This is a genomic window from Saccharopolyspora gloriosae, from assembly GCF_014203325.1.
Taxonomy (GTDB): Bacteria; Actinomycetota; Actinomycetes; order Mycobacteriales; family Pseudonocardiaceae; genus Saccharopolyspora_C; species Saccharopolyspora_C gloriosae.
This window is the reverse complement of sequence record NZ_JACHIV010000001.1, coordinates 5,462,460-5,474,881: the sequence shown is the minus strand read 5'-3', so window position 1 is coordinate 5,474,881 and position 12,422 is coordinate 5,462,460. Positions and strand designations below refer to the sequence as shown.

General features: G+C 70.6%; 16 protein-coding genes. 9 read left to right on the top strand and 7 right to left on the bottom strand.

Features of this window, described 5'->3' with window-relative positions; translation table 11 throughout:
* Positions 1-17 precede the first annotated feature (17 nt).
* From BJ969_RS23860 to BJ969_RS23850, 3 genes are read left to right on the top strand one after another with little or no spacing between them, the layout of a single operon-like run.
* Positions 18-782, top strand: a complete 765-nt coding sequence (locus BJ969_RS23860; protein WP_184485718.1) for an SOS response-associated peptidase — start codon at positions 18-20, stop codon at positions 780-782.
* A 6-nt stretch (positions 783-788) separates the two neighbouring features.
* Positions 789-1,517 carry an SOS response-associated peptidase gene (locus tag BJ969_RS23855; protein WP_184482269.1) on the top strand — a complete coding sequence of 243 codons (729 nt, stop codon included), beginning with the start codon at positions 789-791 and terminating at the stop codon, positions 1,515-1,517.
* Positions 1,514-2,125, top strand: a complete 612-nt coding sequence (locus tag BJ969_RS23850; RefSeq protein ID WP_184482267.1) for an alpha/beta hydrolase family protein — start codon at positions 1,514-1,516, stop codon at positions 2,123-2,125. Before BJ969_RS23855 ends, BJ969_RS23850 begins: the two co-directional genes overlap by 4 nt.
* Positions 2,126-2,189: 64 nt before the next feature.
* Here the strand turns inward: BJ969_RS23850 and ybaK are convergent, their stop codons facing one another.
* Positions 2,190-2,666 (bottom strand): Cys-tRNA(Pro) deacylase, encoded by a 477-nt coding sequence (ybaK, locus tag BJ969_RS23845; RefSeq protein WP_184482264.1) that lies wholly within the window; start codon positions 2,664-2,666, stop codon positions 2,190-2,192.
* Between the two features lie 225 nt (positions 2,667-2,891).
* Between ybaK and BJ969_RS23840 the strand changes: the two genes are divergently transcribed.
* Positions 2,892-3,554, top strand: a complete 663-nt coding sequence (locus BJ969_RS23840) for a sigma-70 family RNA polymerase sigma factor (RefSeq protein WP_184482262.1) — start codon at positions 2,892-2,894, stop codon at positions 3,552-3,554.
* Complete coding sequence (gene rsrA / locus BJ969_RS23835; protein WP_184482260.1) at positions 3,551-3,889, top strand: mycothiol system anti-sigma-R factor; 339 nt, start codon at positions 3,551-3,553, stop codon at positions 3,887-3,889. The genes BJ969_RS23840 and rsrA overlap by 4 nt, the downstream gene beginning before the upstream one ends.
* 82 nt (positions 3,890-3,971) lie before the next feature.
* Here rsrA and BJ969_RS31060 read toward each other — a convergent pair whose 3' ends face one another.
* Positions 3,972-4,049, bottom strand: coding sequence for a 50S ribosomal protein bL37 (locus tag BJ969_RS31060; protein WP_373690061.1), 78 nt, complete (start codon positions 4,047-4,049; stop codon positions 3,972-3,974).
* Positions 4,050-4,232: 183 nt separating this feature from the next.
* On the opposite strand from BJ969_RS31060, the gene BJ969_RS30345 reads away from it, so the two are divergent.
* Both BJ969_RS30345 and BJ969_RS23825 read left to right on the top strand, forming a co-directional pair.
* Positions 4,233-4,451 (top strand): biotin/lipoyl-binding carrier protein, encoded by a 219-nt coding sequence (locus BJ969_RS30345; RefSeq protein ID WP_343071572.1) that lies wholly within the window; start codon positions 4,233-4,235, stop codon positions 4,449-4,451.
* Positions 4,452-4,464: 13 nt separating this feature from the next.
* Positions 4,465-5,958, top strand: coding sequence for a PAS domain-containing sensor histidine kinase (locus BJ969_RS23825; protein ID WP_184482256.1), 1,494 nt, complete (start codon positions 4,465-4,467; stop codon positions 5,956-5,958).
* 247 nt (positions 5,959-6,205) lie between these two features.
* On the opposite strand, the gene BJ969_RS23820 is transcribed toward BJ969_RS23825, so the two are convergent.
* Both BJ969_RS23820 and BJ969_RS23815 read right to left on the bottom strand, forming a co-directional pair.
* Complete coding sequence (locus tag BJ969_RS23820) at positions 6,206-6,463, bottom strand: WhiB family transcriptional regulator (protein ID WP_184482254.1); 258 nt, start codon at positions 6,461-6,463, stop codon at positions 6,206-6,208.
* Between the two features lie 244 nt (positions 6,464-6,707).
* Entirely contained in the window at positions 6,708-7,631 is a 924-nt protein-coding gene (locus BJ969_RS23815) for a diacylglycerol kinase family protein (RefSeq protein ID WP_184482252.1), read from the bottom strand.
* A gap of 541 nt (positions 7,632-8,172) precedes the next feature.
* Between BJ969_RS23815 and BJ969_RS23810 the strand changes: the two genes are divergently transcribed.
* Positions 8,173-8,622: a hypothetical protein gene (locus tag BJ969_RS23810; protein ID WP_184482250.1), complete on the top strand. Its 450-nt coding sequence runs from the start codon at positions 8,173-8,175 to the stop codon at positions 8,620-8,622.
* 111 nt (positions 8,623-8,733) lie between these two features.
* Here BJ969_RS23810 and BJ969_RS23805 read toward each other — a convergent pair whose 3' ends face one another.
* Positions 8,734-9,216 carry a GNAT family N-acetyltransferase gene (locus tag BJ969_RS23805; RefSeq protein ID WP_184482248.1) on the bottom strand — a complete coding sequence of 161 codons (483 nt, stop codon included), beginning with the start codon at positions 9,214-9,216 and terminating at the stop codon, positions 8,734-8,736.
* Between the two features lie 15 nt (positions 9,217-9,231).
* Positions 9,232-9,831: an acid phosphatase gene (locus BJ969_RS23800; RefSeq protein WP_184482246.1), complete on the bottom strand. Its 600-nt coding sequence runs from the start codon at positions 9,829-9,831 to the stop codon at positions 9,232-9,234.
* 246 nt (positions 9,832-10,077) lie between these two features.
* Here BJ969_RS23800 and BJ969_RS23795 point away from each other — a divergent pair, with 246 nt between their 5' ends.
* Entirely contained in the window at positions 10,078-11,676 is a 1,599-nt protein-coding gene (locus BJ969_RS23795; protein ID WP_184482244.1) for a GMC oxidoreductase, read from the top strand.
* Between the two features lie 46 nt (positions 11,677-11,722).
* On the opposite strand, the gene BJ969_RS23790 is transcribed toward BJ969_RS23795, so the two are convergent.
* Positions 11,723-12,337 (bottom strand): dTDP-4-dehydrorhamnose 3,5-epimerase family protein, encoded by a 615-nt coding sequence (locus BJ969_RS23790; protein ID WP_184482242.1) that lies wholly within the window; start codon positions 12,335-12,337, stop codon positions 11,723-11,725.
* Positions 12,338-12,422: the final 85 nt, after the last annotated feature.

The window sequence follows — 12,422 nt, the reverse complement described above, 5'->3', positions numbered from 1 at the left end:
GCGGAGGTGACCAGGGCATGTGCGGCAGGTACGCCTCCACGAAGGATCCGGCGGCGCTGGCGGCGGAGTTCGCCGCCGCCGACGCCACCGGCGGCGAATCCCGCGGTGCCGACTACAACGTGGCGCCCACCAAGCAGGTGCCCGCCGTGGTGCGGCGCCACCCCAGGGGAGCCGACGGCGAACCGGACCCGCTGCGCAGCGAACGCGGTATCCGGCTGATGCGGTGGGGACTGGTGCCGAAGTGGGCGAAGGACCCGAAGGCCGGCAGCCGCATGATCAACGCGAAGGCGGAGACGGTCACGTCGAAGCCCGCGTTCCGCACCGCCGCGAAGTACCGCCGCTGCCTGCTGCCCGCCGACGGCTGGTACGAGTGGAAGCGCGACGGCGAGCGCAAGCAGCCCTACTTCATGACCTTCCCCGACGGTGCCAGCCTGGCCATGGCCGGGATCTGGGAGACCTGGCACGACCCGGCCGCACCCGAGGGCGCGCCGCCGCTGGTGACCTGCTCGGTGCTGACCACCGCGGCCATCGGGGCGCTCACCGAGGTGCACGACCGGATGCCGCTGGTGCTGCCCGCCGCGAGGTGGGACGACTGGCTCGACCCGGACCGCGCGGAGATCACCGGACTGCTCGGGCCGTCGCGGGAGGTCGTTGACGCCCTGGAGCTGCGGCCGGTCTCCTCGACGGTGAACAACGTGCGCAACAACGGGGCCGAGCTCATCGCGCGGCAGGACGACCAGGCCGGGCCGGTAGCGTTGGATCATGCTCAGGACGCGGGGTGAGGGCTGATGTGCGGTCGTTACGCGGTGCGGCGCGACCCGGCGGCGCTGGCCGCCGAGTTCGACGCGGTCGACCGCTCCGAGCGGCTGCTCGCGCCCGACTACAACGTCACGCCGACCAAGACGGTGCCGATCGTCGTCGAACGCGCCACCGGGACCGGCGTCGAACGCAGCGTGCGGCCGGTGCGCTGGGGGCTCGTGCCCACCTGGGCCAAGGACGCCACCAGCGGACCGCCGATGATCAACGCGCGGGCCGAGACGATCACGCAGAAGCCCGCCTACGCCGATTCCGCCGCGCGGCGGCGCTGCCTGATGCCCGCCACCGGCTGGTACGAGTGGAAGCCCGGTGACCGCCGCAGGCAGCCCTACCTGTGCGCGCACCGCGACGGCGCCAGCCTCGCCATGGCGGCCGTGTTCTCCGCCTGGTGGGCTCCCGACAGCACGTCGGCACCTCTGGTGACCTGCGCCGTTGTCACCACCGACGCGGTCGGTGAACTCGTGGGCGTGCACCACCGGATGCCGCTGGTGCTGCCGCGCGACGCGTGGGCGGACTGGCTCGATCCCGCGCGCACCGACGTGCGCGAACTGCTCGAACCGGACCCGGGGATGCTCGGTGAGCTCACGCTCAACACCGTGTCCAGCGATGTGAACAACATGCGCAACAACCGTCCTGACCTGCTGGAACCGGCCGATCCGCTGCCCGAACCCGCCGAACAAGGGGCGCTGTTCGACTCATGACGCGCGTTGAGCTCGACACTCCGCACGGGCCCGCACGGGCCGAACTGCACTGCGCCGAGGAGGGCCGTGCCGCGCTGCTGCTCGGCCACGGCGCCGGTGGTGGTGTCGCCGCGCCCGACCTGGTTGCGGTGACCCGCGCGGCCACCGACGCGGGCGTGCACGTCGCCCTGGTGGAGCAGCCCTACCGGGTCGCGGGGCGCAAGGCCACGGCGCCGGCGCGCCAGCTCGACGCGGCGTGGCTGGCCGTCGCCGAAGACCTCGGCGAACGCTGGTTCGCGGACCTGCCGCTGCTGTTCGGCGGCCGGTCCTCCGGGGCCAGGGTCGCCTGCCGCACTGCGGAGGCCGGTGCCGCCGCCGCGGTGCTCTGCCTCGCGTTCCCGCTGCACCCGCCGGGCAAGCCGGAGAAGTCGCGGCTCGGCGAGCTCGACGCCGTCGAACCGCCCGTGCTGGTGGTCCAGGGCGAGCGGGACGCCTTCGGCAAGCCCGAGCCCGCGCACCGGCGCGAGGTGGTGCTCGTCGCAGGGGACCACTCGCTGAAGGCCGATGTGGACGCCGTGTCCCGCGCGGCGCAGGAGTGGCTCACCCGAGTCCTGCGCCTGCTGGACTGACCCGCCCCTGCGAGCAGGGGAACCTTCCTGTCATCGGTGCGAGGAAGGGAACCTCCCCGTCACTTCAGGAGGCGATGTCGGCGACGTGCGCGTCGAGCAGGCGGACCAGGTCGGCGGGGGCGAGTTCGATCTCCAGTCCGCGTCGCCCGGCGCTGCAGAAGATCGTGTCGAAGGCCTCCGCCGAGGCGTCCAGCACCACGGGCAGCCGCTTCTTCTGCCCGAGCGGTGAGATGCCGCCCGCGACGTATCCGGTGGCGCGCTCGGCGGCGCCCATGTCGGCCATCTTGGCCTTCTTGCCCCCGCACGCGGCGGCGAGCGATTTGAGGTCGAGCTGCCCGGTGACGGGAACCACGCCGACCGCCAAGGCGCCGTCGACGTCGGCGACGAGCGTCTTGAACACCCGTTCCGGCGGTTGCCCCAGCGCGTCGGCGGCCTCCAGCCCGTAGGACTCCGCTCGCGGATCGTGCTCGTACGCGTGCACCTGGTGGGTGACGCGCTGCCGGGTCAGCAGCGCGGTCGCCGGTGTGCCCTTGCCTGCCATGCCCCTGACTTTAGAAGCAGGAATATCGGCCGCACCCCCCACGTTGCACGGACCGTGACGGAGTTGACGAACACTTGCGTACTCGAACGGCAGCAGAACCTGCCCGAGCGCTCCGATGCAGGTGAGCGGGGCATCGGACGGGTATCCTCGAAGTGGGTCCATGCGCAGGACGGCATGGGTTCGTCGCCAGCAGCCACCTCTTCCTGGCGGCGGGAAAGGAACCCGGTGGCCAACACCCCGGACCAAGCCGGCACGGCGGACACCGCAGCGGCGGCCGTCGAGCAGGACCAGGTCGAGGAGACCGATCAGCAGCGCATGGCCCGTTTCGAGCGGGACGCGATGCCGCTGCTGGACCAGCTCTACGGTGCCGCGCTGCGGATGACCCGCAACGCGCCCGACGCCGAGGACCTCGTGCAGGAGACGTACTTGAAGGCCTACTCGGCGTTCAAGTCCTTCAAGCAGGGCACGAACCTGAAGGCGTGGCTGTACCGCATCCTCACCAACACCTACATCAACGGTTACCGCAAGCGGCAGCGCCAGCCGCAGCAGCAGCCGACCGATGAGATCGCCGACTGGCAGCTCGCGCAGGCCGAGAACCACACGTCGACCGGGTTGCGGTCGGCCGAGGTGGAGGCCTTGGACCGGCTGCCGGACTCGGACGTGAAGAACGCGCTGCAACAGCTCGCCGAAGAGTTCCGCATGGTCGTCTACTTGGCCGATGTGGAAGGCTTCGCGTACAAGGAGATCGCCGAGATCATGGGCACGCCCATCGGTACGGTGATGTCGCGCCTGCACCGCGGCCGTCGGCAGCTGCGCGACATGCTCACCGATGTGGCGCGTGACCGTGGTTTCCTCAGGGAGAAAAAGCAGGAGGTGAGCACCTCGTGACATGTGACGGGCATGACGAGGCGTCCTGCGAGGACGTGCTCGCCGAGGTGTGGCTGTTCCTGGACAACGAGTGCAACCAGATCCGCCGCGAAGCGCTGCAGGAGCACCTCGACGAATGCGGTAGCTGCCTGGAGCACTACGGCATCGAGGAGCATCTCAAGGAACTGCTGCACCGCAAGTGCGGCGGGGAGCACGCACCTTCGGATCTGAAGGAGCGGTTGCGCACGTCGATCCGCGACACGGTGCTGCGGCAGGCGGACGTGACCGTCGAACGCGGCCCGGAGGGCACGTCGGTCGAGGTGCGGGCCAAGAAGCGGACCTCACCCGCCGAGTAGCTCGGGCGCAATGACGAAGAGCCCCGGACCGATTGGTCCGGGGCTCTTGCCCGTGTGCGGCGCGCGGAGCGCGGCCGTCACGTCAGCTGCCGTTGGGGCGCTTGCCGTGGTTGGCCTTGTTCTTGCGCCGGTCCTTCTTCTTGCGGGAACGCTTTCCCATGTGGACCCCTCCCTCGCGTCGTCCCACCGCTGCGGCGCGCGGCCGCGGGCGGGGATTGTGGTCTCTTGCAGAGTTCTGGCTGTTTAGTCTCGCATGTGCACCACCTGGTGCCGTTGGGTGGCCCGGGACGTGGTTTCCTTGACGCGAGGGGCCCCGCAACGGGTCTGTCGCAAAGGGGAGACCGTGGCTGAGGAGATCCGCGCCGAGATGGTGGCCAACGTCCTGACCGTCTCGGTCGCCGAGGGCGACGCCGTCCACGACGGTGACGCGCTGGTCCTGCTCGAGTCGATGAAGATGGAGATCCCCGTACTGACCGAGGCCGCGGGCACGGTGAGTTCGGTGGCGGTGCGCGCCGGCGACGTCGTGCAGGAGGGCGACCTCATCGCGGTCGTCGATTCCTGACCGAAGGAGCGCATTGTCGACGCTGAGTGACCTGCTGGCCGAGCACACCGGTTTGTCCGGGGCCGCTGCCGACCACCTCCAACTGGTCGTGGCGGAATGGCAGTTGTTGTCGGACCTGTCGTTCGCCGACTTCCTGCTGTGGGTTCCGGTCGGCCCGGAAGGGGCCACCGAGGAGCGCTTCCTGTGCGTGGCGCAGGCGCGGCCGACCACGGCGCCCACCGCGCATCCGGAGGACGTGGTCTCCACCGAGGTCACCCCCGAAGAACATCCGCAGCTGCGGCGCGCGGCGCTGGAAGGGCGGATCTGCCGGGAAGAGGATCCGCGCTGGCACCTGGGGGTGCCGGTGCGCCGTGAGACGATCCCGGTGAAGCTGGAGCAGGAGATCGTCGCGGTGCTGAGCCGCGACACGAACCTGGCGGTGCCGCGGGTGCCGAGCCCGCTGGAGATCTCCTACCTGGGCAGTGCCGCCGACCTGTGCCAGATGGTCGCCGACGGCACGTTCCCCACCCCGGAGCCCGCTCCCGACGTGCACACGAGTCCGCGGGTCGGCGACGGTCTGGTCCGGGTGGACGCTTCGGGGACCGTGGTGTTCGCGAGTCCCAACGCGTTGTCGGCGTACCACCGGATGGGCCACGCCGCGGACCTGGTCGGAGTGCAGCTCGCGCCGCTGACCCGGTCGTTGCTGTCCGACCCGTTCGACGCGGACGAGGTGGCGCAGCGGGTGCGCCGCGCCGTCTCCGGTGAGCCGAGCATGCGGATGGAGGCGGAGGCGCGCGGCGCGACGGTGCTGTTCCGGGCGTTGCCGCTGCAGCCGCGCGGCCAGGTCGCGGGCGCGTTGGTGCTGGTCCGGGACGTCACCGAGGTCAAGCGCCGGGACCGGGCGTTGATGTCGAAGGACGCCACGATCCGCGAGATCCACCACCGGGTGAAGAACAACCTGCAGACGGTGGCGGCGCTGCTGCGGTTGCAGTCGCGGCGCACCGGGAACTCGGAGGCGCGGCTCGCGCTGGACGAGTCGGTGCGGCGGGTCACGTCGATCGCGCTGGTGCACGAGACGCTGTCGATGTCGGTGGATGAACGCGTCGACCTCGACGACGTCGTGGATCGGGTGATCCCGATGATGAGCGATGTCGCGGTGGCCGAGACCGGCGTGAAGGTGAGCCGGGAGGGCCGCTTCGGGGTGGTGTCCGCCGAGTTGGCGACGCCGCTGGTGATGGTGCTGACCGAGCTGGTGCAGAACGCGTTCGAGCACGCCTTCCCGGAAGGAACCGGGGGAGAGGTCGTCGTGCAGGCGGAGCGTTCGGCGCGCTGGCTGGACGTGGTCATCTCTGATGACGGTCAAGGCCTGCCGAAGGGTTTCTCCCTCGAGCGCGCCGAACGTCTCGGCCTGCAGATCGTGCGAACCCTCGTCGAGTCTGAGCTGCGGGGTTCGTTGAGCTTGCGCGGTCGGGGCCGGCAGCGCGGTACGGAAGCAGTGTTGCGCGTTCCGTTGAAGTACCGCCGCTGAAGCCCTGGCGCCGCAAGCGCGTCGATCGGGTCGGCAAGCCTTTACGGGGTGGCCTGCCTGGGGTCGGTCCGCTCGGTCAGTGCGCCTTGGGGGTGGCCGCTGGCCGGCATCGACGCTGATCGACCCCGGTTCTTGTCGGGGATGTGCTGTTGTTCGACGACCGCCGTGTCGGGTCGTCCGGGGGGTAGCGCGGGGTCGGCCGGAGTGCTTGTGGGCCGACCCACTACGCTGTCAGCAGGTCCGCTGCTCAGGCGTTGGTACGAGCCACCCGAGTGCGCGAGCTGCGACGCTTGAGGGCACGCCGCTCGTCCTCGCTCATGCCGCCCCAGACGCCGGCGTCCTGGCCGCTCTCCAGTGCCCACGCCAGGCACTCGGAGGCAACGGGACAACGCCGGCACACGGCTTTCGCCTCGGCGATCTGCAGCAGCGCAGGACCGCTGTTCCCAACGGGGAAGAACAGCTCCGGGTCCTCGTCACGGCAAACCGCATCGTGGCGCCAGTCCATGATTCCTTGCTCCTCGCTAGGCACGCACATGGCGCGCCGGTAGTTCGTTCGGGGTGTTTGTGAATGCTTTCACGGAGTCCGTGTGCTTGTGAATGCTTTCACGAACTGCCGTGATGTCAAGAGTTCGATCTCGTGCCGTGAGCCAACTCACCTGAAAGATCGACGGCTCTTGACCAGCGGTTTCGAATGATCGCTGGTCACGGACGGGGTCGTCGATCAGCGATCCTGGTCCGTTACGAGAAGGTTATACAGCGACCCGCAGCGCGTCCGGTACCGACACGAACTCGATCACCGAGCGCTCGCCAAGGTTGTCGCCGTCCACCTGCAGACGCAACGGCTCCTGACAGGCTACGTGGATGTAACCGACATCTGCACGTCGCAGCGCGTTTCTTCCGTGTGGTTTAGCTCTACCGCGGAGCATCTGCGCTATGTATCGCAACACAACGTAAGCATTCATGTCACTGAGCGAGAACACGCCCAGCCCGGTGTCGAACGTGGTGTCCGGGTTCATCCGCATCGGCCGCGAACCCAGGTACGTCCACGGGTCGGTGTTGGCCACGAACGCCGTGTGCAGACCGGTGGTGGGCGGCTCGTCGCCGATCCGCACGGTGATCTGCGGGGCCTGGCGCGACATGCGGAAGTAGCAGCTCAGGGCGGTGCGGGCGTAGAGCGCGGGGGTGACGTCGCGGCCCCGGCCGCGCAGCTGCTCGACCTCGGCGACCACGTCGGCGTCCCAGCCGACGCCGGCGTTGAAGGTGAACCAGCGGTCGTTGGCCTTGCCGAGCCCGACGAGTCTGCTGCTGTCCGCGGCGATGGCCTGCAGCAACCGGTGGGTGGCCTCGATCGGATCCTTGGGCAGGCCGAGGGCGCGGGCGAACACGTTCGCCGATCCGCCGGGCACCACGCCGAGCCTGGGCATCCGGTGCTCGGGCCGCGGCTCGCTGAGCATGCCGTTGACCACTTCGTTCACTGTGCCGTCGCCGCCGTGCGCGATGACCAGGTCGATGTCGTCGGCGACCGCGGCTCGGGCGGCGTCGGCGGCATGTCCCCGGTACCGGGTCTGCACGACCTCCAGTTTCACCACGTCGGCCAAGGCGTGGGCCAACACGTCCCGCCTGGCGGCGGTGGTCGAGGTCGCCTGCGGGTTGACGACAAGCACGGCGCGCACGACCTGCAGCCTAGGCGAGGTGGTCCCGCCGGTTCCTGCGGCCTCACCGCGCCGCGGCCCCGGCAGGGCGGTGCGGCGGTGGTCTCACCTGGATCGGATCTGGGTTCTCCTCCCGGCCGGAGGCACGGGACGGAGCGGGACGCCGTGATCCCCGTCGACGGGACCGGCGGCGGGCTGAGACACCGTGCGGGCGGCGCGTCGCGCTGCCGTCCCGCGTCGTGGTGCGCCTCGCCTGGCTCGGTCGTCGACCTGCGGCACCGGCTTCGCGAGGGCGCGCAACCCCGGAGCGCACCCGCGCGAGTCGCCGGCTCCGGCAGGGTGCGGAACGGATCGGTGGGACACCCCGTTGCCCACGATCGCCGCACCTGCCATGTGAGGATCTTCGCGCTCGTGCCCGGCCCGAGCCATGCGGCGTTCGGGCGGTATTACCCTGAAAAGTGCACACGCAGAGTCACGATCGGTGGTAGGGCCCGGTGTCCGGCGCCCGCCGCGAAATGTGACCTGCACCGCAGTCAGTCCGAGTCTGAAAGGCGATGCCGCCGTGCCGCCCTCCGCTCCTCCGCGCACCGTGCGCATCGCCGCCGCCCTCACGATCGCCGAGGCGGTGGCGGGTCTCGCCTTCGTCGTGGCGCTGCTGGTGCGCACCACCGCCACCGACCTCGGTGCGGTGAACACGCTGGACCGCACCGACACGTTCGCCGAGGCCGGGTACTTCGCGATCATCTCGCTGGCGGTGCTCGCCGCGGGCATCGGCATGTGGCAGGGCAGGCATTGGGCGCGTACGCCGGCGCTGCTGCTGCAGCTGATCCTGGTCGGGATCGCCTGGTACGCGATCGGGCCGTCGGAGCAGCCGCTGATCGGGTTCGCGATCGCGGTGCCGCCGGTGGCCGTGCTGTGGCTGATGTTCAACCGGCACGGCAGGCCGTGGTCGCTGTACGGGCGTCCCGGGCTCGGTGGCGGTCCCGGCGGGGACGGTTCCGGCGGGCGGTGACGCCGGCTTCCGGAGCCCGGCAGCCGGGCGCTGGTTCGGCTTGAGCGCCCTGGAGCCGCCGCACCGCGAGGATCTTTCCGCGGGAGCGGTTCCAGGGCGGCAGCGAACGGCTCAGGCGGACCCGAAGGTGCGCAGCGCGTCGCCGGTGAGGCGGTGCACCGTCCACTCGTCCATGCCGCCGGCACCGACGGACTCGTAGAACCGGATCGCGGGCGTGTTCCAGTCCAGCACCGACCACTCCAGCCGCGCGTAGCCGCGCGCCACGCACTCCTGCGCGAGCGTCCGCAGCAGCGCCTTGCCGAGCCCGGAGCCGCGCCGCTCGGGCAGCACGAACAGGTCCTCAAGGTAGATGCCGTGGCGGCCCTCCCACGTGGAGAAGTTCAGGAACCACAACGCGAAACCGGCGATCTCGCCGTCGTCCTCGGCCACGTGCCCGAACAGCGCGGGGGACTCGCCGAACAGCGCCCGGTGCAGGTCCGGTTCGGTGAGGTGGCATTCGTCGGGGGCCTTCTCGTACTCGGCGAGCGCGTGCACGAGCCGCACGACGGCGGGGACATCGGCTTCGGCGACCCGGCGGATGGCTTGCTGCGGCATGGTCTTCCTTCGTGATCAGCCCGCGGCGGCGGGCAGGTTGGAGCGTTCGAGCTGCGGGACGCCGCGTTCGTGGCCGAGCACGGTGATCCCGGCGGGGTCGAGGGCGAAGCGCACGCCTTCGGTGACGGGCAGTCCGAGCCAGCGCGCGATGAGCGCCCGGCCGAAGTGCCCGTGCCCGGCCAAAAGCACGTCCCCGCGGCCGAGTTCGGCGGTGACGCGGGCCAGCAGCGCGTCCGCGCGGGCCGTGACGTCGGCCGCGGATTCGCCACCGGGGCTGGGGTGGGTCCACACCGTCCACTCGGGCACGTGTTCGCGGATCTGCGGTGTGGTGCGGCCTTCGTAGTCGCCGTAGTCCCACTCGGCGAGCAGCGGTTCGACCTCCGGGGTGAACCCGGCGAGTTCGGCGGTGCGCCGCGCGCGGTCGCGCGGGCTGGCGAGGGCGATCAGCGGTGCGGTGCTGCGCAGGTCGGCGAGGGTGCGCCCGGCCGCGGCCGCGAGCCGTTCACCGCGCGGGGTGAGCGGGATGTCGGTGCGCCCGGTGTGCTTGCCGCTGCTGGACCACTCCGTCTCGCCGTGCCGCAGCAGGAAGACCTTGTGCTCTCCGGATTCCGCCACGTCCGAAGTCTAGGCGGGGTCGTGCGCGGTGCGTTGCGGCGGCCGGGCGGCGCTCGGGCGGGGGCGGCGCGGCGGGTTGTGCGGTTTTCCTTGGTCAGGGGTCTGCTTCGGTGTTCGCGGCAGGGGGAGCGGCCGTCGTTGCGGGTGGCATCGCGAACACGGTGGGTGAACGACGTTCACTTTATTTTGCAGCGTTTACGTAAACAGGGTTCACAACGCTGTGTGCACGATGCATCATCCCGCGTCATGAGTCTCTCGCGCCGACGCATGCTCGGCCTCACCGCGCTGCAGGCGGCTGCCGCCCTCGGCCTCACCACCGTGTCCACCCGCGGCGCGTCCGCCGCCGAACGGCCCTACGTGCCCGCCGTCGTCATCGGCTCCGGGTACGGCGCCGCCACCACCGCGCTGCGGCTCGGTTCGGCGGGCGTGCCGACGCTGATGCTCGAAATGGGCCGGTTGTGGGACACCGCGGGCGCCGACGGCAAGATCTTCCCCGACATGATCCAGCCGGATCACCGCAGCATGTGGTTCCGCACCCGCACCGAGGCGCCGCTGGCGAGCATCCTGTGGCTGGACCTGGTGAACCGCGACATCAAGCCGTACGCGGGCGTGCTGGACCGAATGCACTTCGACGAGATGGACGTCTACGTCGGCCGCGGCGTCGGCGGCGGTTCGCTGGTCAACGGCGGCATGGCCGTCACGCCCGAGCGGGACTACTTCGAGGAGATCCTGCCGCGCGTCGACGCCGAACAGATGTACCGGCGCTACTTCCCGCTGGCGAACCGGATGCTCGGCGTGAACTCGGTGGACCGGGACTGGTTCGAGCAGTGCGACTCCTACGGCTACGCGCGGCTGTCGCGCGCGCACGCCGACCGCGCCGGGTTCGGCACGACCTTCGTGCCCAACGTCTACGACTTCGACTACCTCCAGCGCGAAGAGGCCGGTGAGGTCCCGAAGTCCGCGCTGGGCTCGGAAGTGATCTACGGCAACAACTACGGCAAGCGCAGCCTCGACAAGAGCTACATCCCCGCCGCCATCGGCACCGGCAACGTCACGCTGCAGACCCTCACCCGGGTCCGCTCGTTCCGGCAGGAAGCGGACGGGACCTACGTGCTGACCACCGAGCGCATCGACGAGCTGGGCGAAGTGCGCGGCGTCGGCGAGGTCGCCTGCAAGCACCTGTTCCTCGGCGCGGGCAGCCTCGGCTCCACCGAACTGCTGCTGCGCGCTCGCGAGACCGGGGCGCTGCCGGAGCTCTCCGGGGAGCTCGGCGAGCAGTGGGGGCCCAACGGCAACGTGATGCTGGGCCGGGCGAACCACCCGTGGGACACCACCGGGCTGGTGCAGTCCGGGATGCCCGCGCTGGGCATCGACAACCGCGCCGACCCGGTGAACCCGGTGTTCGCCGAGATCGCGCCGGTGCCCGCGGGCATCGAGACCTGGGCGAGCCTGTACCTGGCGATCACCCGCACCCGGGAGCGCGGGCGCATCGAGTACGACGCGGCCACCGACTCGGCGCGGCTGCGGTGGCAGGAGTCGCAGGGGCAGCCGGGGATCGACCAGGCGAAGGCCGTGTTCGACCTGATCAACCGGGCCAACGGCACCTCCTACCGGCACGACCTGTTCGGCGACACGCGCGCCTTCGAGAACCGGTTCACCTACCACCCGCTGGGCGGCAACGTCCTGGGTCGCGTGACCGACGACTTCGGGCGGGTGCGGGGGTATTCGAACCTGTACGTCACCGACGGATCGCTGATCCCCGGCTCGACCGGGGTGAACCCGTTCGTCACGATCACGGCGTTGGCCGAGCGCAACATCGAGAGAGTGCTCGCCGAGGACTTCTGATCGTCGCGTCCTGGGATCCGCCCGGGCGGATCCCAGGACGGTCGCGTCAGCTCACCGCGTCGCGCAGTTCGGCGTAGCGGCGCAGGCAGGCCTGGTAGTCGGGCAGCAGGCCGGCGTCGGCGGCTTCGGCCAGCGTCGGCGCGACGCGGTCCTTGTCGGACAGGACCGGCTCGCCGCCGAGGTGCTCCGCCCACGGCAGGCCGAGCTCCGGGTCGAGCGGGCTGATGCCGTGCTCGGCGGACGGCGTGAACGGGGTGGAGCACAGGTAGGTCATCACCGTGTCGTCCTCCAACGCGACGAACGCGTGCCCGAGCCCTTCGGCGAGGTAGAGCGCGCGGTACTCGGTGGAGTCCAGCCGCAGCGCCGTCCAGCCCCCGAACGTCGGCGAGCCGACCCGGACGTCGACCACCACGTCGATCATCGAACCCCGCGGGCAGTAGACGTACTTGCCCTGCCCCGGCGGCACGTCCGCGAAGTGCACGCCCCGGATCACGTCGCGCGCCGAGACGCTGTGGTTGGTCTGCGCCAGCCGCAGCGGGTGGCCGACGGCCTCGACGAACGCCGCTTCCTGGAACGGCGCCGCGAACAGCCCGCGGTGATCGGGGAAGGATTTCGGCGTGAACTCGTGCACGCCGTGGATGTCGAAGGAGCGAACCTGCACGATCAGCAGCCTAGGAGCCGGGGTGCGGGGCCGGTGACGGTGGCCCCGTGGCGCGGGTGACGGTCCGGCGGAAAATCCGGAAATC

Coding starts and splice junctions, on each gene's coding strand:
- BJ969_RS23860 (WP_184485718.1), top strand. CDS start 18: ATGTGCGGCAGGTACGCCTCCACGAAGGATCCGGCGGCGCTGGCGGCG.
- BJ969_RS23855 (WP_184482269.1), top strand. CDS start 789: ATGTGCGGTCGTTACGCGGTGCGGCGCGACCCGGCGGCGCTGGCCGCC.
- BJ969_RS23850 (WP_184482267.1), top strand. CDS start 1,514: ATGACGCGCGTTGAGCTCGACACTCCGCACGGGCCCGCACGGGCCGAA.
- ybaK (WP_184482264.1), bottom strand. CDS start 2,666: ATGGCAGGCAAGGGCACACCGGCGACCGCGCTGCTGACCCGGCAGCGC.
- BJ969_RS31060 (WP_373690061.1), bottom strand. CDS start 4,049: ATGGGAAAGCGTTCCCGCAAGAAGAAGGACCGGCGCAAGAACAAGGCC.
- BJ969_RS23820 (WP_184482254.1), bottom strand. CDS start 6,463: ATGGACTGGCGCCACGATGCGGTTTGCCGTGACGAGGACCCGGAGCTG.
- BJ969_RS23805 (WP_184482248.1), bottom strand. CDS start 9,216: ATGCCGCAGCAAGCCATCCGCCGGGTCGCCGAAGCCGATGTCCCCGCC.
- BJ969_RS23795 (WP_184482244.1), top strand. CDS start 10,078: ATGAGTCTCTCGCGCCGACGCATGCTCGGCCTCACCGCGCTGCAGGCG.